Below are 21,401 nucleotides of genomic sequence, written 5' to 3' on the forward strand. Positions count from 1 at the left end.
TGTTTGTTGCACCCATTTTTTTATTTTATCGAAAAACACCCTTGAAAGAAATCTTTATTTTAGCGGTTCCTAAAAATCAGCTAGCTTGCTGTATAGGCGACAAACATCGAGAGATTGCCGGTGATCGCCTCTCCCACTCTGAGAAACAGACCGGCCGGCTCTCCATTGAGTACATGGGAGCCAATCAGTAGCTTGCCCGTATAGGGGCCGTCCCATGTCGCAATCGTCTGCTCGGGCATCGGAAAATAGTGCTGATAAATCACTTCCTGATCCTGATAATGATCAACATCTTCATCAAGAATCGCCCCGTTCTTCACAATCTGGATTCCGCCACCTTCCCGGCCAAGCACCGGCTTTTTCACATAGGAAGACATTCCGTTCGCCGTATGAAAGGTCGGCAGAAAATACGTTTCAATCGCCCTCTGTTCACTGCGCGAATACCATTCGTGGCGCTTTTCCCAAATCAGGGCGAATACCGCCTTCGACTGCATCAACAAGGCGGAAGGCGGGTTAATGATGTTCAGCTTGCGGTCAAGCAAATGAACGAGAAATTGCTCTCCAATCAATTCCCCGGTATGGCTCTTTTCCGCGAGAAAATAGTCAAGCGGGTACAGCCGGTAGAGGAATTCGATCTTTTCACCATTCGGTGTCCGCACGTCGTCTTTTTCCACAACGATCTCCTCCAACGGGATGTATCTCGCTTTCTGTGGATAGTGCTTCATCAGCAAACCGACCGTTTGCTTGTCTTCTTCATGCCAATCGGCACAAGTAAAATAAAGCGTATCGCCACTGCCGATCTGATAATCCTTGATCACTTGATTCCACGCTTCGGCCAGCTTTTTCGTCAGAGCGGCGTTCGGATTGCGCGCTCCATGCTCGCGGCAGATCACCTCTTGGGCGACAGCCGCCTCGACGAGACCGACCGGCGTATCGGTATTGGCCTCAATCACCTTTAACCCGTCTGCTGAAGCAATGAAATCAAAGCGGCAAAAATAGGAAAACGCCGTCTTCACCTCGGCTAACAGCAAATCCCAGACATAGACTGAGATTCCCAGCCGGTGGATCAGCGAATGATCGGCGAGAATACGCTGATACGTTTTCGCTAAAATATCGTATACGGCGCGCGAGGCATTTTCGACTTCCTGAACGAGCGAGGCCGGCAGATGGAGCAGTGAATCGCTCATATATTGATTGTCTTCATAGTTTTCGTACAATGTCGCCCAGGTAAAGCCCTCGCTGGCGACCTTCTGCTCAAGCTCCAGCCACCTTTTCAGGTACGCTTCCTCAGAAAATGGCTCTGTTAATGATTGATGGGGTAGCATAGGCAAGCCTCCTTTTAATAGCTGATCGTCGCCGCCACGATCAGGCCGACAAGGACCGATACGCCGCCGAGCAAGAGGCCGACTGCCGTGTTGCCGTTTTCAACCTCTTTCGCTAAATTCGTCTTGCGCGTCAGTCCGTATTCAATAACGAGATGGAGAACAATTTGAATCACGATCGCGATAAACGCCCAAATGATCAAATCAAGTAAATTAATCGAATGGCGGATCGCCGACTGCAGCACGACAACGACCCCTGCCATTTTGCCGAGCAGCTTTAACGTCACGGCGATGTTGCCGCTCTTTATTAGCTGTCTTTCGGAATACGGGGTGATCAGCTTGAAAATATATGTCGCTATCGCGAATAAAGCGAGGGCGACAAGTAAATAAATGAGAAACCGGTCGAGTGTATCCAAATAATAGGAAATGTTCATGTTATACTCCTTTCACTCCACAAGGTAAGAAATAAGCCAGATTATCGGTAATTTGCGCTCCGGCGCGAATGCCGAACGCACTTGCTTTTCCATTGACAATAAAGCTGCCAAACAATAGATGAGCCTGCTTTTCGCCTTTTTCTGTCCGTATCGTCCCTGACGGCAGCTGACAGAAGGATTGATACACTTTTTCATAATGCTCATAGCTCGCCGCCTGTTTTTCACTCGTAAGCTTGCCGTGCTGCCTGATCTCGACCGTATCTCCTTCACGACCAAAAACCGGCTTTGCCACATAGCGCTCACCTGATTCGATAAACGGCTCCTCATCCAAATAGGTCGGTAAAAAATAACGGCTGATCGTCCGATGCTCAGCAGCCGTAAAATAAGGTGACTGCTGCTCATGCATCCCCCAGATTGCCCCCAGCACCGCCTTGCTTTGCAGCAAAAAAGCAGAAGCCGGGTTCAGCATCGCCACCTTTTTTTCATGCACAAGGTTCATAAATTCAAGCCCGATCGGAAACCGGTCATCCGCTTCGTCCTCAATCAGCGCTTCAAGTGGATATGTATGCCTGTACACAACATCAATCCGGCGTCCTTCTTGATCAAAAACGCCAACTCCTTCTACAATCTGCAATTGATCGAGGGCGACGAAGGCGGCGTCTTTCAGCTGGGTGATTTTCAATAAATAGTTCATCGTTTCCCGGTCTTCAATATCATCCGCATGAGCGGTAAAGACAACATAAGGATGACGGTCCAAGGCGATTGACGTCATACTGTGGTAAATGCTGTTACGGATCGCCCGGCCAAGCCGTTCCTCTTCGCCTTCATTCGGGTCAGCAACAGCAAAGGACCGGCAAACACGACCGTTCACCTCAAACAGCTCGCGAATAAAGGTCGGTGTATCGGCGTTAAATTCCAGCAGCTTGAAGCCGTCTTTCACCGGTACAAAATCAAAGCGACCGATCACCGTCTCATAAGGGATCGTTTTCATTTGTAGAAAGGGCACCGCCTTAGCCGGAAAACCGAGCTCGTGTAACGTTTCCATAGAAGCGTTCCGCAGAAGCGGTCCCATTTTGGCAAAAATCCGGTAAGCGGCCTCGGTCGCCGTACGAATCTCTGCTACTTGACCCGCTTTAACCATATAACAGTCATATAATGCATATTCCTCGCCGTACAGACGATCCCAAAAAGCGGGGATCTCCTGATAAAACAGGTCGCGGCTGCTTAGCTGCCTATCCGCCAAAGGAACCACCACTTCCCATTCCTGAGCGCGGATTCGTTGCCCTGTTTGGCGTCCGCTGCTGGTCGTTGTCCTGCCTTGGCGGCTGGTTCACATTTTGATCCGGACGGTTCGGCGCCGGCTGTCTCACCTGCCCCGAGCCACCACCCATAGCCCGTCCAGCCATAAAAGCAGCAATCGTCGGGAACCACACCCCTCCGTAATAATAGTGACCATAGTTCTCATTGCCTTCTTCCGCGCACTGATAGCCTTGCGCTTCTTCATCCCACGTCCATGTCTGGCAGTCCGCTTCCTCCGGTGATGGCAGGGCGGCCGGGTCAGGTTCCACCTCTTCGGTTTCCGGCACTACAGAAAAGAACTCCTCCTGAATGCCCTGTGAACAGCCGGTCACACCCAAAAGCGCCACGCTGGAACCAACCAGTCCTTTCAGCAGCCTGTCTGTTTTTGGCTTTTTCATCCTTCACACCCCCTCGTTCTTTCTACGCATTGCTTTTTAAATGGTTTCACTCTGTTTTGATTGTACCAATAGTATGACAATCGATTGAAGCTTTTTATCCCTTTTTTCTTTCCTGGCGCAAAAAAAGAGCAACCGCAACTCCTTTTGCAGTCTGCCCTCATTCAAGCCATCTTTATGAATCGATAAATATCTTCCCCGGATTCATGATTCCATTTGGATCAAGCGCTGTTTTGATCGCCTTCATCACCTCATAGGCGGCGCCATGTTCCTGACGTTGATAAATCGCCTTCCCGACGCCGACACCATGCTCGCCTGTACATGTCCCGCCGCGGGCCAGTGCATAACGAACGATATGCTCGTTGAGCCGCTTTGCCCGCTCCACTTCCTGTTCATCCTTCATATCAATCATGAACAACGCGTGATAATTCCCGTCACCGACATGCCCCAAGACAGCGCCATCAAGCCCCTCTTTCTCAATCGCATTGCGCGTATCCTGAATTGCCCCGGCCAGTTCGGTCAGCGGCACGCTAACATCGGTCACCATCATTTTGCGCCCGGGAGAGCCATGGATAAAGGCATAGGCCAAATTGTGCCGCACCTCCCACAGCCGCGCCTGGGCTTTCGTGTCGAGTTCAAATTGCAGCTCCTCACAGCCAAAATCGTTCACGATTTCGCGCGCAAAGGCGACATCCTGCTTTAATCCGGCTTCGTTGCCGTGAAATTCAAGAAAAAGCGTCGGGCATTAGGCGTAATTCAGTCCGTTGATGTTATTCACCTGTTGAATCGAGCGGGCATCGACAAGCTCCATTCTCGCAATTGAGATTCCTGACGTGCGGATCATCGTCACCGCGTCCACAGCAGCTTGAACTGTCGGAAATGTCGCCCGGCCCGCCATAATCGCTTCCGGAATGCCATACACTTGCAAGGTCAGCTCGGTTATCACTCCAAGCGTCCCTTCAGAGCCGACGATCAATCCATTTAAATGGAGACCGGATGACGATTTAGCGGCCATTCCGCCTGTATGAATGATTTCACCGTTTGGCAAAACAACCTCGAGATCCTTCACCTGGTCTCGCATAATGCCGTATTTGACCGAGGTTGTACCGCTCGCATTCGTCGCCGCCATCCCTCCCAGCGTGGCATCTGCCCCTGGGTCGACTGAGAAAAACAAGCCATGCTTTTTCAATTCTTTATTAAGCTGTGTCCGCGTCAGGCCCGGCTGTACTTTAACGAGAAAATCCCGCGGCCTGACGTCCAATACTTTGTTCATCATCGAAAGGTCGAGTGAAATTCCGCCCTGATACGGAATCACATGGCCTTCGAGGCTCGTGCCAAGGCCGAACGGAATGAGCGGAATACGGTGTTCGTTCGCAAAGGTGACGACTTTTTGGACGTCCTCCGTAGAAGCGGGGAAAACAACAACGTCCGGCAGACTGACGGGATGATAGCCTTCATCCCGTCCATGCTGCTCAAGCATTGTCTCATTGGTCGAAACCTGTTTTGGCGAAAGGAGTTGCTGCAATTGTTCGATATAACTCATGGATAAATCAGCCCCTATCGTAGTGTGATTATTCAGTAAATAAAGAATGGAACAAAAGGTCGTTTTTTACCTTTTGCCGAGCCGTTACAACGGTATTCGTTCTCCATGAAAGCGTGGGTCTTTCATGGAGAACGTAAGCGCGGTGCGAAGTGCCTTTCTGGAATCTTCCCGCAAAATTAATCTCTTTTCTGCAAATCAGCCTGCGAGACAGTCCTGCTTTTCCCTGTCCTGTATCGTTCAGAGGGCACTGCCGCTTACTTAGTTTGATTGCTTCTGCCCAATTTGCCATTTGGCCGGCTGAAGAGCGAGTCCCTGCTCTAACGCGTAGCCGATTTGATACAGCAACGCCTCATCCAGAGGACGGCCGACCAGCTGCGCTCCGATCGGCAGCCCGTTGTCAGCTCGGCTTGACGGTAGCGATAAACTTGGAAGGCCGCTAAAATTCGTCGGTGCGGTCAGCTTCATAATCGACCAGCGGATGTGCTGCTTTTGATAGGACTCGATATCAACATGGCGCCCATTAATTTCAGGAGCTAAAATGGGAACCGTCGGTGTAAGCAGTACATCTACCTGCTGTAAAGCCGCGGCGAACTCTTCTTTCGCCTGCTGACGTATTTGCAGCGCTTCAGCGTATTCAAAGCCTTTCGTCTCCAACCCGGTCAAAAGCCGCTCTTTGACCTCATCATCCCACTCGTCGGGATGGGCTGCCAGCCGCTCGCGGTGAACTGCATAGGCATCCGAACGGAGAATCACTTTATGCGCTTCTGCGAACTGCTCGATATGCGGCACGTGCACCTCTTCGATCACCGCTCCGCTTTCACGCAAGACGGCAATGCTTCGTTCCATGCTTTCCCTCACTTCCGGATGCAAATCCGTATAGTAAAAGCTTGATGGAAGGCCGACTTTTACTCCTTTGATGCTTGCTCCGATCTTTTTTGACACATTCTCTTCTTCGGCAGCGAGGCTGTAAGGATCGCGCCGGTCGTAGCCCGTAAGCACCTGCAACAGCAGCGCATTATCTGTCACCGTCCGCGTCATCGGCCCGACATGATCGAGCGTCCAGGAAAGCGGGAACACCCCGTGCTTGCTCACTCGGCCAAAGGTCGGCTTCATCCCGACAATCCCGCAAAAAGCCGCTGGCACACGAATCGAGCCACCCGTATCGGTCCCCAAAGCGCCAAAGCACATGCACGCAGAGACGGCGGCGGCCGAACCGCTGCTTGATCCGCCTGTCATTTTCGTCAGATCGTACGGATTCTTAACCGGACCCGCATGAGAGCGGTCGCCTGTAGGACCGTACGCGAATTGATGCGTGTTCAGCTTACCTATGATAATCGCTCCGGCCTCTTGCAGCCTCTCGACGACTGACGCATCAATAGATGGCACGTAGTCAGCAAAGAGCGGCGAACCCATCGTTGTTTTCATATCCTTTGTGTAAATCAAATCCTTAAGCCCGATTGCAACCCCATGCAAGGGGCCTTTATAGCGGCCGGCCTGTATTTCCTGTTCCGCCTCTGCCGCCTCGCTCATCACCCGCTCCTGATCAACCGTAATAAAAGCATTAATCTCCGGGTCGACCTCCTCAATCCGCAAAAGCAGCTGCTTCGTCACTTCCACCGGCGAGAGCTTTTTTTGCCGGAAATGCGCTGCAACCTCTGCCAGGCTTAATGTCAGCATCTCTTCCTGTCCCTTCATCCGCGTCTCCTCCACCATTTCTACTTTTTCAGCTGCTCACAAATCGCAGCCGTCACTTCTTCCGTCGTTGCGCTTCCGCCGATATCAGGCGTCTTCACCCCGTTTTTCGTTACTTCTTCGACCGCTGCCAATATCCCGGCGCCAAGCTCGGTCTCCCCTAAATGGTCAAGCATCATTTTCGCCGTCCAAATTTGCCCGATCGGGTTGGCGATATGTTTGCCGACAATATCCGGTGCTGAACCGTGGACAGGCTCAAACATCGATGGAAACTCACCGCTTAAGTTGATATTGGCTGCCGGGGCAATACCGATGCTGCCCATGACCGCTCCACCGATATCGGTTAAAATATCGCCGAACAAGTTGCTCGCCACGACGACATCAAACGCTTCCGGCTTCGTCACAAAGAAGGCGGCGAGCGCATCGATATGCGTGCTCTCGGCTTCAATCTCCGGATAATCAGCCTTCACATCGGCAAATACTTCATCCCAGAACGGCATCGTATGGACAATTCCGTTTGACTTCGTCGCGCTCGTCACATGACCCTTGCGCCCTTTAGCCAGCTCAAACCCGTAGCGCAGCGCATTTTCAACTCCCGGCCTTGTAAAAATCGAGTTTTGGATCGCGATTTGCGAGGACCCTTGGTGAATCCGGCCGCCGACTTCACTGTATTCCCCTTCGCTATTTTCACGGACGACAATGAAATCAAACTGTTTCGGATCAGCTAACGGCGAGCGCAGCCCTTCAAAATATTTCGCAGGCCGAATGTTGATCGATTGCTGAAAGCCGCGGCGGATGTTAATTAACAGCCCCCAGAGGGAAACATGATCTGGAACGAGCTGCGGATTCCCGACCGCTCCAAGGAGAATCGCATCAAACTTCTTTAATTGCTCCAGCCCATCTTCAGGCATCATCTCGCCATGCTCCAAATAATATTCGCAGCTCCAGGGGAACTCCGTATAATCAAAGGCAATGCCGCCATGGGCGGAGGCCGCTGTATCAAGCACATTAAGCGCGGCAGGCACAACCTCTTTTCCGATTCCATCCCCCGGTATTACAGCGATTGAAAACCTTTTCATAAATGCACACTCCTCTAGTATTCTATTATTTTATTTATGTACAATGACCGCCTGAGACGAGTCAATTTTACCGAGCTTCCCCCTGCACGGTTGCAGGGGAGAGTGCTCAACCAAGAAAGACGTCTTACTGCTGCTTTGACTGCTTGCCTCGTTTTACGAAACGGTAGGCAAGATAAGCAATATAAATCGGCGTTGCGATGTAAATCAAGTATGGAAACGAGCTGTACGTTCCTCGATAAATAATCACGAGAAGACAGCCTAAAAACAGGGTCACAATCGTCCCGTATTTCGGCAAGGGCACTTCCTTCAGGCTGGGGATTCTCAGCTTGCTGATCATCAAAAAGCAAAGCGCGGTAAAGATCACCGTCGTAATAATTTGCGGAATATGATTGCCGAATAATGTCAGCAGCGCTAAAATTCCGCCCGCCGCCGTAATCGGTACCCCAATAAAATAGCTGGTCGACTGCTTCGGCGAACCGATGTTAAAACGCGCGAGCCGATACGCCCCGAATAAAGGAAACAAACCGGCAACAGCCAGTCCTAAAAGACCGAATTGATAAAAGTAGGTATAATACATTAAAAAGGAAGGAGCGACGCCGAACGTAACGACATCGGCTAATGAATCCAATTCCTTTCCGAGCTGACTGTCCGCCTTCAGCATTCTTGCCAAACGCCCATCCATACTGTCCAGCATCATTCCGATTAAAATTAAAATCGCCGCATTGTTAAACTGACCGTTTGCGGCAAAACCGATCGAGAGAAATCCGCAATAAAGATTCCCCTGGGTAAACATATTTGGAATGCTTTTTGTCCAACGCATATTCTATCTCACTTTCCAACATCAATTTCATCGCCCATAGAGACATCCTTTATCTCTCTAGTATAGCATGGGGATTTAGCCTTTACTATGGATGAAAACAATTACAGGTTGATTCAAGTACAAATTGCTAGACCAGCAATGGCTTTGCGCTGAATTCAAAAAAGAAAAATTGTAAAAATGTCAAAAAACGATTATGATCAGATAAGAACAAATTGATTATGACAACATGGCTGGTGGACACTATTCATAAATATATTCGTAAATTCAAATTTTTATTAATCCGTTTGTTACGCATTAAAGATAATGCCCATCACATTGCAATTGGTTTTACTGCTGATCTGTTAATTAATTTCGTCCCTTCGTTCGGAATTGGCCCGATTATCTCCATTGCCAGCGCCAAACTTGTAAGGGGAAATTTAACGAGCGGTTTCATCGGCGGCATATCAATTATTTGGGCGTTCCCGCTCTTGTTTTATTTAAATATGGTCGTGGGAGAAAAGCTCATTCCTATTGAGCTTGATGAATTAGGTGAAAGTATTGAGGAGACGGTAGAAGTCCTGAAAGTAGGCGTCCGAATCGGCAAGGCTTTTTTTATTGGGATGTGTATGAATATGCTCGTATTTGGTCTCATTATCTATTTCCTGACGTATACGATTATTAAACGCTATCGCAAAAGCGCGCTCACATTTCTCACAAAGAAATGGAAAGTCCCCAAGTCATCATAGTCAGCTGTCACGCTACTACAAAGGAGAATCATCTTATGTCAACCGTGATTAGACAGATTATCTTTACGTCCAATCAAAGGAATCGAAAAGTGATGTGGCTTGGAACTTTTTTCTTTGTTCTCTTATTATTGGCCTGTGTCGCGATCTACCATTATCTTAAGCCATTGCCGGCCGGGCTTTCCTATGAGAGCGAGGTCCATCACATTGAACATATTGAATTCCTTTATGACTTGACTTATATGAAGGAAGGCGTCCCTTATCAGGAACAAAGGATCTTTCAAAAAATGAATACGATGATTGAGGAAGCTGAGGAGTTTATTCTGCTTGATATGTTTCTCTTTAATGAAGAGTACGACAGCTCGCTTGAATTCCCTGCTCTCTCTCAATCTATCACCAGCCTGCTAGTAGAAAAAAAGCAGCAGCAGCCGGATCTTGATATTATCTTTATTACGGACCCGATCAATACGTTTTACGGCTCATACGCATCGCCGCTGCTCAGCGCGCTGGAGCAGCAAGGAATAGACGTCATCATCACCGACCTGACGAAGCTGCGTGATTCAAACCCCGCTTACTCCGGCGTTTACCGCACCCTTTTTCAATGGTTCGGCACAAAGGGAGACGGCTGGCTGCCAAACCCATTCAGCGATGTGGCTCCGCCTGTCACCCTGCGTTCATATTTGCAGTTAGTCAATTTTAAAGCGAATCATCGCAAAATCATCGTGACGGAGAAACAGGCGATGATCAGCTCAGCGAATCCACATGATGCGAGCAGCCATCACTCCAATATCGCCTTTGTTGTCGAAGGAGACATTATGCGTGACATTGTTCAGTCAGAGCAGGCCGTCGCCCAGGCCAGCGGCTATCGTGGCACTTTTTTTGACCGGGTTGCTATCCCGGCTTCGCCTCCTCCTGCCGGCGAAGGCTATCAGCTACAGCTTTTAACGGAAGGCCGGATTAAAGAACATTTGCTGACAGAGATGGGGGAGACAGCAGAGGGCGATGCCATTACCATTGGCGCCTTTTATCTTTCTGACCGCGATCTGCTCGCAAGCCTGCTCGACGCCTCGGAACGCGGTGTCGATGTGAAGTTAATTCTGGACGCCAATAAAGATGCGTTCGGGCATGAAAAGAACGGAATTCCCAACCGTCCCGTCGCGGCTGAATTGAAGAAAAAGTCAAAGGACCGCATCCAGATCCGCTGGTACGACACTCATGGCGAGCAGTACCATAGCAAGCTCGCTTTGATTGAAAAAGAAACAGAAGGAATCGTAATCGGCGGCTCCGCCAATTTTACAAAGCGTAATCTGGACGATTTCAACCTCGAAACCGACGTAAAAATCACCGGTCCAGTGCACGAAGGTCTGATCGCGGAAGTCGCTGATTATTTTGAGGTATTATGGACAAATGAAGCGGCCAGCTTCACCCTTGATTACGAAGCCTATGCCGATCACTCCACCCTCGCCCACTTCCTCTACCGCTTCCAGGAATGGAGCGGCTTCTCGACATTTTAAAAGGGTTGCCCGAGGGCAACCCTTTTTAGGCTATTTCTCCGCGTGCTTGAATATATCGATGGCGATTTCAAGAGGTAGGGCTAAGTATTAAGGTTATTTTTTCAGATTTTTATTAATCGTTTATATTATTATGTTACTCTTTATCTAAGATAAATTTAGAATGCAAGGTGGTCATTCCTTTGTATAAATGCACGAAATGTGGAAATTTACTAAGTATGAAAGTTGAATTATGCCATGATTGTTCAACAAAAAAAGAAAAAACAAGTACATATACTAGTTTCAACATAAAACCTGTAGTTAAAACCGTATGCTTTAATTGTGGCAAGAGCGCTTACGACGGTAGTTGTTCTACTTGTGGATATTCGAATATAAGAAACGAAGTATATCATTGCCCTAATTGCAATAAACGGCGTACTGATGTTTTCTGTATGTGTGGATACTGCTTCCAACAAAATAAGATGATAGCTAGCGAATTATACGAAAAAAAAGTAGAGATCCCCTATTACAAAAGGGTGAAGCCTTTTGAGTATCTTCAGGTTCATCATAAAAGGTTACCGTATTCGGATAAACATGAAATCAGTTTTGGCTCCGGGTTTGAAATTCCAAAAAGTATGTATAAACGGAGTAACCCGTATTATATGAATGCTCTCATTCGTAAAGTAGAAAACAATGAGGCAGTTGTCTCGGCATCACAGATGCCATTTAAACTACTTATCAAAATAGCAGAAGAAAAAAATAAAAAAGAAGAAAATGAAAAAATTATCCTTGAACGTAAAATCAACCTTCAAATAGAAGTATACGGAGAGAGATATGCTCGATGCTTCAGTTGCAGAAGGTCTTTATCTACCGGGACAAATCTAATTTGTGAAAAATGTAAATGGTTAAAGTGTACCTGCGGTTCTTGTGGTTGTAATTACACAGGGAAGAAAGATTATTACGACTATCAATATTAATTAACTCACAGGAATAGCTTCCTCCTCTTCACGAGTTGGAAGCTTATTGTGGATTCTTTACGAATTGTCACTTACTCATATTAAACACCATTGGAACCAAGCCATATGTTTATTTTATGTTACTAGTGAATGCTTCGGCTGATTCTCCCACCCAAAGGCGGGGCTTTGCTCGGGCTTCCTCGGCGCCGGGGGAGGAACCCCACCTCCCCCTTTTAAAAAGCCTGCGCCGCTCCGCCCAAACCTTTCCCACTGGCTTTAGCAGTGGCTTCGTTCGCTACTCGCCCTGAGAGGAGAAAGCCGCCTCTCAGGGCTTTTAAAAAAATGTAGCGACTTCGCTCACTGCTTCGGCTGATTCTCCCACCCAAAGGCGGGGTGGGAGAATCAGCCTGTATTCACGAGTCCGGCGGCGATGCCGCTGATGGTGAGGAGGACTTCGGTGAGGAGTTCGTCCGATTGCTCGTCGGACTCCCTCATCTGCTGAATCAGGTTGACCTGCAGGAAGTTTAGCGGGTCGACGTACGGATTGCGGCGGTGAACCGATTCCTGAATGTTCGGTGTGTGATCAAGCAGCTGCTTGCTGCCGGAAATTTTCAGCAGTATCTCTTCCGTCCGCTTGTACTCGGCCTGAATATCATCAAAAATCCGCTTGCCCATCGCTTCGTCCTCGACGAGTGTAATGTATTCCTTTGCCGTTGATAGATCCGCCTTCATCAACGCCATTTGCAAATTATTGACCGTTGACTGGAAGAACGGCCACTTTTGATACATCTCCTGCATCAATGTAAGGTTGTCCTCGCTCTTGGCCGCAAAAGCTTCAAGACCTGTCCCTGCCGCATACCAGGCCGGAAGCATTTGTCGGCATTGCGTCCAGGCAAACACCCACGGAATCGCGCGCAGATCCTCGAAGCGCTCACTGTTTTTGCGGCTCATCGGCCGCGAGCCGATATTCAGCTCGCCAAGCTCTTTAAGCGGCGTTGCCTGCTTGAAATAGGTGAGGAAATCCGGATCACCGAATACGAGCTGCTGGTATTTCTTGAGCGAATGCCGGGAAATTTCCTCCATCGCTTTTTCCCATGCTTTCTCGCGGAAATGACGCGGCTCGGCCTCGTTGCTCACCTTTGCCGACGCTGACAAGAGTGCGGATGCTGCTTGTTCGAGGTTCCGGTAAGCGATATCCTCAAGCAAATAACGCGAGGAAAGCACTTCGCCCTGCTCGGTAATTTTCACGCCGTCGCCGAGCGTTTCCACAGGCTGGGAGAGGATGCTCCGGTAAAGCGGTCCGCCGCCCCGTCCGAGCGATCCTCCTCTTCCGTGGAAAAACTTCAGCCGAATGTTGAAGTCCTTCGCCATTTCATGAATTTCCTGCTGCGCTTTAAAGAGCTTCCAGTTCGCCGTCAGCGTTCCACCATCCTTGCTGCCGTCCGAGTAACCGAGCATAATTTCCTGATGATTTCCGCGCTGCTCAAGATGCTTTTTGTACACATCCATCTCAAACAACTGCTTCATAATCTGCGGGCCGGCAATCAAGTCATCAACCGTCTCCAGAAGCGGCGCGACATGCAGACCGCTCTCAACCGTCCCGTCAGCGTGCAGGCGATAAATTCCCGCCTCCTTCGCCAGAACAAGCACCTCCAGCAAATCGCTTGCTGATTGCGTCATGCTGACGAGGTACACTTCAATCGAGCGGCTGCCAAATTCCTGATGGGCCTTTTTAATCATTTGGAACACTTTAAAAATTTCTTGCGTCTCTTTTGAATAATCTTCCTCAAGCAGCATCAATGGCCGCGGCTCACTTAGCACCTGCTTTAAAATACGGACCTTCTCGTCTTCGTCAAGGCCGGCATAGTTGTCACAAAGGTTGACGACGCGTAAAATTTCCGCAATCGCCAATTCATGCTCGCCGCTATGATTTCGAATATCGAGCGTCGCGAGATGGAAGCCAAACAGCTGGACCTGCCGAATCAGCTTACGCAATGTTTTCAGCTTACGTCCGGATGGCTGATGCTTTTCTGCACTGTCCTGGATCTGCTCAAGATCTTTTAGCAACTCTCCGGCCGAGTGGTAGCCGGCAGCCGATTGACCGACATGGCGCAGCCGCTTAAGCATAATAGCAAATTTCCGCCGGTAAAGCTCTCCTTCAACCGGCCACCCTTCCCCTTCCTCCAAATAAGCATCCTCTTCGCGTTCAATAACAGAGAGAAACTCCGGTTGAAGCTCGACGCGCATCGTTGACTGGCTGAAGCGCCGCATCAGCTCAATCACAGCCTCCTCATACTTATCGAGAACGAGCCTGCGCTGCAGCTTTAATGTCTCCCACGTAATGTCAGGGGTAACATTCGGGTTGCCATCACGGTCCCCGCCGATCCAGGAGCCAAAGTGAAGAAAGTTCGGTATATTCCAGCCATGTCCAGGAAAATAATGCTCCAATTGCGTCTCTAATTCCTGGTGAATATCCGGCAGCACATCAAAGAGCGTTTCCTTAAAATAATAGAGCCCATTTTTCACTTCATCGAGTACGGTCGGCTTCCGCTGCCGCAGTTCATTCGTTTGCCACAGCGCCGTTACTTCATTAAACAGGCTTTCATCCAGTCTCGCTTTTTCTTTTTTCGTCAGCAGCGGATGGTCAAACTGCTGCAGAATTAGCGAAATCCTTTTCTGTGTCTCTAATACGGTCCGCTTCGTCGCCTCCGTCGGATGAGCCGTCATAATCAGTTCTATTGACAGGTCATCAAGCACTTCCTGTACTTGCTGATCAGGCAGACCATACTGCTTGACCGCCAGGACAGCCTCTTCAAGGGAAAACGGCTGAATGCCTTCCTCATCCTGAAGCTGATACTCACGCCGCCGGCGAATCCGGTGCGTCTGCTCAGCAATATTGACTAAATGAAAGTAAATCGAAAATGCCCTGATCACCTGCTGGCGCTCCGGCGGTACGAGTGTCTGAATTTGCGCCTTCAGCGCTTCATACGCATCCTGATTGTAATTCTGACGCAACTCTTTCGCCGCTGCGCGAATATCCTCCACTTTATTGAAAAGAGACTTTCCGCGATGGTGGACTAAAATCTCGCCTAAAATGCTTCCTAACTTGTTGACATCACGCCGCAATAACGCATTATGATCTGCTGTTTCTACCATTTTCTCTCTCCTCCTAGCCACAACTTTTCTTTCTGACAGGGACTATTATAGTCCCGATAGGACAAAAAACGTCCCTTAATGAGTACAAGACTCGGTATTGTTTATTATCATACTGAAACAGCTGATAAAAATCAATTATTTCTGATTAATCGAACAAACTCATAAAAAGGCAGCCTGTCGTAAAGAAGAGAAGCGCTATCTTCTCTACAACAGGTTCGCAATATAGATGACGACCGGAATTGACACTAGCGACAGCAGAGTAGAATAGACCGTTGTCACGACAGCGGATTCCTCATCATTCGTGTAGCGGGCGATCAGCACCGTTGCCAGCATAAAGGTTGGCATCGCCACCTGGATATAGGTAATCTGCTTCAAAAGATCAGAAATAGTAAGCGTTTGCAGTAAGGCGATTAAAACAAGCGGGATGACGACAAGCTTCATCGTCACCGAAGCCGTAACAAAGCGAGCGGCAACTTTCCTTTGTTTATTCCGCAAAAATCCTGGAATTAACAGGCCAATATAAATCATTGCCAGCGGAGCCGCCAAGTTAGCCAAAAAGCCGGCCAGGTCCTTTACGACAGCTGGCGGCTGGTAATTAATCATCGCCATTGTCAGCCCGATCGTAATCGCGATAAATGGAATATTGACAAGGGCTTTCAGCTGGCGGAATGAGAAAACCCGGCCCTGCTGAAGTAGCATAATAACTAAAGAAAATGTGACGACATCAAGTGCCGAATCGAAAATCGCCGCCAGCAGACCTCCGACTGGTCCGAAAATTTGCGCGCAAAGTGGAATACCGATAAAGCCGGTATTGCCAATCCCGGCCAGCACGGCCAGCTTCTTCGCTTCCAGCGAGCGGAAGCCGAATAGATAGGCGGCTCCCCAGCCAAGCAGAATACCGATCGTGTTAAGCGACACCGAAAGCAGAAAAATCGTCAGCATATCTGCCAGCAGTTCATTTGTAATCTCGGTATTGAAAATTCCGTTAAAAATAATCGCCGGTACGGCGACATTGACGATGATCGTCATCAGCAGCTGCTTCGCCTCAGTCGTAACCGCCAGCCTTGAGCCGATCAGCACACCGATCAAAATGATAATCGCCATTAAAGAAATCGAGGTTAGGATAACCGTAATGTCCATGCTGCTTATCCTTTCTTTACAGAACGCGGGGGTTGCCCCGAAATCCTCATAGGAGGAAATCGAGTGGCAGCGGTGCCATCCTGCGCCACGAGAAAGAAAAGAACCCCACTTTTCTTTCTGTCTTTCACCTTTACGCAGCCTTCACACACTGCTTGAGGATGCCGCAAAAGGGAACCTCCCCCCTTCACGGCATCCTCACATTTACTGTCAGCTTTTTGATTCTTTTACTATATCATTCTTTCCATCACTTGCCTATAGGTTAGTTGATTCGTTCAACTGACATGCTTCCGCCAGCAATTCTACTAAATGAACAACCTTCACCTGTTCAGTCAGTCCTTCCCGCTCCACCCCTACTTTCATTTGCAGGTGGCAGCCCGGATTTGTCGTCACAATCAGCTCGGGCACGGTCTCCTTTACATGCGCCATTTTCTGATCCAGTATTTTCATTGATTCATCGTAATGAACCAAATTATAAATCCCGGCTGATCCACAGCACATATGAGGCTGCTTATGCTCCTTGTAGATAATGCCCGGAATCGAAGTTAAAAGGGCTAAAGGAGCGGCGGTGTTTTTTTGCACGTTGGTCATATGACAGGAAGGCTGGTATGTCACGACCTTGTTCACTTCTTTTTTCATTGGCAGCTCAAGCTTTGCCAGCAAATAACTGATGTCTTTATTTTTAGCGGCAAAGGCTTTCGCCCGTTCGTACCATTCAGGCTCATCTTCAAATAAATGATCGTACTCAACGAGCATCGCTCCACAGCCGCCGATGCTGTTGATGACGTAATCAAACTCATACTGTTCAAAGGCGGCAATGTTCTTCTTGGCCAGCTCCTGCGCGATTTCACGATCACCACTGTGGTTTTGCAAAGCGCCGCAGCAGGTCTGCTCTTCGATTAAGACGACTTCGCAGCCGCTCTCCTGTAACAGCTTCATGCTCGCATCATTGATCTCAGCAAACATCGTATCCATAATGCAGCCTTTAAAAAAACCGACGCGATAGAGCGGCTCTCCCTGCGGCTTCAGCTCCATTGGCCGCTTTTTCTTCCGCCCGGGACTTGCGACGGCCGGTGTCACCTGCTCAAAAGCCGCCATTCTTTCAGGAAAGAGCTTTAACACACCGAGCTTTTGCGCAACTTTTTGCAAGCCGGTTTGCTGATAAAAGCGGAGTCCGTAGCCGACAAGATCAAGCATTCGCTCATTTGGAAATGTGTGCTTAAACAGCGCTTCATTGACGAGCCGCGTCCGCTTCGATTGCTCATATTTCTCCTTTTGCAGCACCGTTTTCGCCGATTCGAGAATTTTCCCGTATTGGACATTTGTCGGGCAGACCGTCTCACATGCCCGGCAGCCGAGACAAAGGTCGATCGGCTCCTTCAATGTATCGAGCGACACTTTGCCTTCAGCGGCCATCTTAACGAGATTAATCCTACCGCGTGGCGAATGCGTTTCCTTTTCCATCGACTGGTAGGTCGGACAATCAGGGAGGCAGTAGCCGCACTGTACACAGCTAAATGTTTCATGATAAGCGAGTTCTGTTTGATAGCTCTGCTTACTCACTGCGCAACACGAACCTTTGACCTTCTTCAGGGAAGATTTTCCCCGGATTCAAAATATTATCCGGATCCCAGCTTTGCTTCATTCGCTTCATCATCTCCAGCCCCACCTTTCCTAATTCAAGCTCCATAAACGGCGCCTTCATCGTCCCAATACCATGCTCCCCGGACAAGGTTCCTCCCAGTTCAATCGCCGCCTGAAATATCTCTTCAACCGCCTGCTCGACGCGGCGCATCTCCTCCTGATCACGCTGGTCGGCAATGATATTCGGATGGAGATTTCCGTCGCCGGCGTGCCCAAAGACGACGAGATCAATTTGATACTTGGCGCGGATCTCCTTCAGCCGTTTGAACATATCCGGAATTTTGCTGCGCGGCACGGTCGCATCCTCAGAGATCTTTGTCGGCTTCAGCCGGACGATTGCCGGAGAAACGAGCTTGCGCGCCTTCCACAGCTCCAGCGATTCAGCGGCATTGCGCGCGACCTTGACTTCCCGCGCTCCGACTTCAAGACAAATCGTCTGCACGCGTTCGATTTCTTCTTTAATCGCCTGCGGATGACCGTCAAGCTCGATTAAAACAATTGCTTCAATATCAGTCGGCAAACCGAGCGGCTGGTAGTCTTCAACAGCCTGAACCGAAGCCTGATCCATAATTTCCATTTTTGCCGGCATAATCCCTGAGCTTAGCACCCGCGAGATCGAGCTGCCGGAATCGACAATATCATCAAAGACAGCCATCAAGGTTGCCGTCGCCGGTGGCTTCGGAATCAGCCGCAAAATCGCTTCGGTAATCACGCCCAATGTGCCTTCCGAGCCGACAAGGAGCTTGGTCAAATCATATCCTGTTACATTTTTCACCGTGCGCCCTCCTGTCCGAATGACGTCCCCCGCAGCGGTCACCACTTCCAGACCGATGACGTAATCCTTCGTTACACCGTATTTCAGCCCTCTCGGACCGCCGGCATTTTCCGCTAGATTGCCGCCGATCGTCGAAACATTGGAGCTGCTCGGGTCGGGTGGATACATTAGTCCAAACTGATTGACCTTCTCGTTAATCGCCGCCGTTTTGACGCCGGGCGAGACGATCGCCACCATATCATCCGGGTACACATCCAGCCTGCTGTCCCACTGTGAAAAATCAAGTACGATACCACCTTTTACCGGCAATGGACCGCCGCTTAAGCTTGTTCCCTGACCGCGCGGATAAACTGGAATTTTATAAGTGCTTGCGATTTTCATAATCTCCTGCACCTCCGTCGTTGCAAGCGGTTGCAGAACAACCTCCGGAATATGGACGCCGAAGGAAGCGTCATACGAATAACTTACCCGATCCTCCTCTTTCGTTAAGACTCTGCTTTCATCAAGAACCTGCTTCAACTGTTCAATGACCGCACTCTCTACCGTGCTTTTCATGCCTGTTTCCCCCGTTTCTCCTGATCTTGCAGTCGTTTATCACCGAGCTTGATCCGTGCTGTTTCTAAATGCTGCTTCATCGCCTGTGAAGCTGCTTCCGGCTCACGGCGGCGAATCGCTTCGAAAATCGCCTGATGCTCTTCAAACACACTTTTTCGCTTTACGCGCAAGCCAACATTTTGCTTCAAGGAAAACGCCATCGCTCTTTGATAAAGATCAGCAATATTTTCCATCGTCTGAACGAAGAACGGATTCCCAGCCATCCCGACAATCATCTGGTGAAACTCGTAATCAACTTCACTTCCAACCGCCTCAACATCATCGAGCATCTGCTTCTCCAACCCTTGCAACGCCTCGGCCAGCTTCTCAATGTCTTCTTTACTGTGCCGGACGGCCGCCAATGCTGCCGCTTCGGTCTCAATCGTTGTCCGCAGTTCGAGCAGATCAAAAATTTGCTGCGCATCGATCATTTCCATCGTCATCGGTTCAAGCATATTGACCAGCTCTACTTTCCGAACCCAATTTCCGCCTCCCTGACGCGACTCGACGATTCCGCTTGCCGCGAGGACACTGATCGCTTCTCTAACCGGTGAACGGCTTACCTGAAACAGCTTGGCCAGCTCCGTTTCGGAAGGAAGCTTGGAATCAGCCGGGAATGTTCCATCTTTAATCAATGCTTTGATTTCATCTAAAATTTGTTCCGACATTTTACGCCGTTGAATAGGTGAAATGATGTCCATCTGCTTTCCACCTCCTGAATTCGTCTACTTGTATTACAAGTATACAACACATCCCTTTATTTGCAACTCTTTTCTGAACATTCACTTTGATGTTTAGCTTTTGCCAAGCCGGGTATTTTTTCTACCAAGGAGGCGATAAACATGAACCCATTCTATAAGGAATTTCAAAATGACGAAGACGTGATTCAAGCGGTAAGACGGTTGCAGGCTGACGGGGTCAAAGACGACGATATTTATGTGATCACCCATGACGATGACCGGACGAAGCGTCTGGCCGAACAAGCGGAAGCAAATCAGGTTGGAGCAAGTGAAGTGGGAGTTGGGACCTCTTTAAAAAATCTGTTTCGCAAACAAGGGGACGAGCTCCGTGCGCAATTTAAAGAGCTTGGCTTCTCGAAGCACGAGGCGGAGCAGCTCGAAAAGAAGCTCGATGCCGGCAAGGTGATCGTCGTTGTCAAAAACCAAACCGCATCCATGAATCTATAGGTTAGTAAGGGCTGGGTAAAAGGAAAAAACCTTTTACCCAGCCCTTTAAGCCATGTGCAAACCGCCACGATCTTTTAAAGTCCGCTATGAGAACCTCACTCACACCGGACATGTAGGACGCACTGCTATTCTCGCACGTTAAAACCCAGCTTCCATTAAACAAGGGCTGCCAGCAGGAGTGTTTCTCCTATTGGCAGCCCGATCTATTTTTAACCTTTATTAGATTAGCGCTGGCGACTGGCTGGATACGTCGCACGTTTCTTCTGATTCCGCTTCGCCATCCATTTCTTAACAAACGGGTAAGCGATCACACCCCATTTGATTAGCTTTGAAAGTTTTCCCATCGCAAAAGCCTCCTATGTCCGTTTTCCTTGTTATTCCCCGCTTACGACAAAGCTAAACAACTTCCACAGTCGCCTATGCTAATGCGAATTTCCGGATCGCGACGGCTACTCCATCATCGAGATTCGTTTCCGTTACCCAATCAGCAGCATCCTTGACGACTTGCTGGGCATTCCCCATCGCCACTCCGAAGCCGGCCGCTTGGATCATCGCTAAATCATTTAAGCTGTCACCCATCGCCATTACATTTTCCATCGTAAAGCCGAGGCGTTCGCATACCTTCTCAATCGCCGCCGCTTTATTGACACCAGCCGCATTGATTTCCAAATTCGTCGGACTGGAATTGCTGATTTCCAATGCTTTATTTTTTTTCAGCTCTTCAAGAATGAGATTTCGTATGTGATCATCCTCAATGTCGAAGCCGAATTTCATCCATTGATGACTAGAAAGATCCTCCGGAAACGGATCGCGCCACACTTGATCAACCGTGGCCGCCCAGCATGCTGTCTCGTATTTGTTTTTCAACGACCACATTTGTTCGATATGCTCCAGATCAAGCAATTGGCGCTCAACCAGGTTGCCTTCTCCATCCCAGATTTCGCTGCCGTTGACCGTAATCAAGTATGTACCGAGCTCTAGCGGCGCAACCAGATCGCCACAGGACATCCGGGTTCGGCCCGTGCTAATCACGACATGAATTCCTTGATCGCGCGCTTCTCGAATCGCCTCGCGGTTCCCGTCCGAAATTTCCTGGCGGTCATCCAGCAATGTGCCGTCCATATCAATCGCAATAAGCTTAATGTTCTTTGTCATGGTT

Annotated in this window: 17 protein-coding genes and 1 pseudogene; 4 read left to right on the top strand and 14 right to left on the bottom strand. The window is 49.2% G+C overall.

Features of this window, described 5'->3' with window-relative positions:
- Window positions 1-80: 80 nt before the first annotated feature.
- The 8 genes and pseudogenes from M3212_RS05510 to pssA form a co-directional block, all read right to left on the bottom strand.
- Complete coding sequence (locus M3212_RS05510) at window positions 81-1,322, bottom strand: glutathionylspermidine synthase family protein (protein WP_251192957.1); 1,242 nt, start codon at window positions 1,320-1,322, stop codon at window positions 81-83.
- 14 nt (window positions 1,323-1,336) lie between these two features.
- A complete protein-coding gene (locus M3212_RS05515; RefSeq protein ID WP_251192958.1) occupies window positions 1,337-1,753 on the bottom strand; it encodes a DUF350 domain-containing protein in 417 nt (138 codons plus the stop codon).
- Between the two features lies 1 nt (window position 1,754).
- A complete protein-coding gene (locus tag M3212_RS05520) occupies window positions 1,755-2,996 on the bottom strand; it encodes a glutathionylspermidine synthase family protein (protein ID WP_251192959.1) in 1,242 nt (413 codons plus the stop codon).
- The gene (locus M3212_RS05525) at window positions 2,986-3,450 is read right to left on the bottom strand and encodes a hypothetical protein (RefSeq protein ID WP_251192960.1); all 465 of its coding nucleotides are present in this window, start codon (window positions 3,448-3,450) and stop codon (window positions 2,986-2,988) included. The genes M3212_RS05520 and M3212_RS05525 overlap by 11 nt, the downstream gene beginning before the upstream one ends.
- Window positions 3,451-3,622: 172 nt before the next feature.
- Window positions 3,623-4,990: pseudogene (locus M3212_RS05530) on the bottom strand (FAD-binding oxidoreductase).
- A 258-nt stretch (window positions 4,991-5,248) separates the two neighbouring features.
- Window positions 5,249-6,685: an amidase gene (locus M3212_RS05535; RefSeq protein WP_251192961.1), complete on the bottom strand. Its 1,437-nt coding sequence runs from the start codon at window positions 6,683-6,685 to the stop codon at window positions 5,249-5,251.
- A 20-nt stretch (window positions 6,686-6,705) separates the two neighbouring features.
- Entirely contained in the window at window positions 6,706-7,761 is a 1,056-nt protein-coding gene (locus M3212_RS05540; RefSeq protein WP_251192962.1) for a tartrate dehydrogenase, read from the bottom strand.
- A 124-nt stretch (window positions 7,762-7,885) separates the two neighbouring features.
- Complete coding sequence (gene pssA, locus M3212_RS05545) at window positions 7,886-8,581, bottom strand: CDP-diacylglycerol--serine O-phosphatidyltransferase (protein ID WP_251192963.1); 696 nt, start codon at window positions 8,579-8,581, stop codon at window positions 7,886-7,888.
- Between the two features lie 218 nt (window positions 8,582-8,799).
- On the opposite strand from pssA, the gene M3212_RS05550 reads away from it, so the two are divergent.
- The 3 genes from M3212_RS05550 (at window position 8,800) to M3212_RS05560 (ending at window position 11,770) form a co-directional block, all read left to right on the top strand.
- Window positions 8,800-9,306, top strand: a complete 507-nt coding sequence (locus M3212_RS05550; protein WP_251192964.1) for a DUF2062 domain-containing protein — start codon at window positions 8,800-8,802, stop codon at window positions 9,304-9,306.
- A 35-nt stretch (window positions 9,307-9,341) separates the two neighbouring features.
- The gene (locus tag M3212_RS05555) at window positions 9,342-10,817 is read left to right on the top strand and encodes a phospholipase D family protein (protein ID WP_251192965.1); all 1,476 of its coding nucleotides are present in this window, start codon (window positions 9,342-9,344) and stop codon (window positions 10,815-10,817) included.
- Between the two features lie 215 nt (window positions 10,818-11,032).
- Window positions 11,033-11,770 (top strand): hypothetical protein, encoded by a 738-nt coding sequence (locus M3212_RS05560; protein ID WP_251192966.1) that lies wholly within the window; start codon window positions 11,033-11,035, stop codon window positions 11,768-11,770.
- 381 nt (window positions 11,771-12,151) lie between these two features.
- Here M3212_RS05560 and ppc read toward each other — a convergent pair whose 3' ends face one another.
- From ppc to M3212_RS05585, 5 genes are all read right to left on the bottom strand, one after another.
- The gene (ppc, locus tag M3212_RS05565; RefSeq protein ID WP_251192967.1) at window positions 12,152-14,905 is read right to left on the bottom strand and encodes a phosphoenolpyruvate carboxylase; all 2,754 of its coding nucleotides are present in this window, start codon (window positions 14,903-14,905) and stop codon (window positions 12,152-12,154) included.
- 204 nt (window positions 14,906-15,109) lie between these two features.
- Window positions 15,110-16,045, bottom strand: a complete 936-nt coding sequence (locus tag M3212_RS05570; protein ID WP_251192968.1) for an AEC family transporter — start codon at window positions 16,043-16,045, stop codon at window positions 15,110-15,112.
- A gap of 252 nt (window positions 16,046-16,297) precedes the next feature.
- Window positions 16,298-17,605 carry a (Fe-S)-binding protein gene (locus tag M3212_RS05575; RefSeq protein WP_251192969.1) on the bottom strand — a complete coding sequence of 436 codons (1,308 nt, stop codon included), beginning with the start codon at window positions 17,603-17,605 and terminating at the stop codon, window positions 16,298-16,300.
- Entirely contained in the window at window positions 17,598-19,016 is a 1,419-nt protein-coding gene (locus tag M3212_RS05580) for an FAD-binding oxidoreductase (RefSeq protein ID WP_251192970.1), read from the bottom strand. The genes M3212_RS05575 and M3212_RS05580 overlap by 8 nt, the downstream gene beginning before the upstream one ends.
- Window positions 19,013-19,756 carry a FadR/GntR family transcriptional regulator gene (locus tag M3212_RS05585; RefSeq protein WP_251192971.1) on the bottom strand — a complete coding sequence of 248 codons (744 nt, stop codon included), beginning with the start codon at window positions 19,754-19,756 and terminating at the stop codon, window positions 19,013-19,015. Before M3212_RS05585 ends, M3212_RS05580 begins: the two co-directional genes overlap by 4 nt.
- A gap of 141 nt (window positions 19,757-19,897) precedes the next feature.
- Here M3212_RS05585 and M3212_RS05590 point away from each other — a divergent pair, with 141 nt between their 5' ends.
- Window positions 19,898-20,242, top strand: coding sequence for a general stress protein (locus M3212_RS05590; RefSeq protein ID WP_251192972.1), 345 nt, complete (start codon window positions 19,898-19,900; stop codon window positions 20,240-20,242).
- A 417-nt stretch (window positions 20,243-20,659) separates the two neighbouring features.
- On the opposite strand, the gene M3212_RS05595 is transcribed toward M3212_RS05590, so the two are convergent.
- The gene (locus M3212_RS05595; RefSeq protein WP_251192973.1) at window positions 20,660-21,397 is read right to left on the bottom strand and encodes a Cof-type HAD-IIB family hydrolase; all 738 of its coding nucleotides are present in this window, start codon (window positions 21,395-21,397) and stop codon (window positions 20,660-20,662) included.
- Window positions 21,398-21,401 lie beyond the last annotated feature (4 nt).

It is taken from the genome of Halalkalibacter oceani (assembly GCF_023715705.1).
In the GTDB taxonomy this organism is placed as follows: Bacteria; Bacillota; Bacilli; order Bacillales; family Bacillaceae_D; genus Halalkalibacter; species Halalkalibacter oceani_A.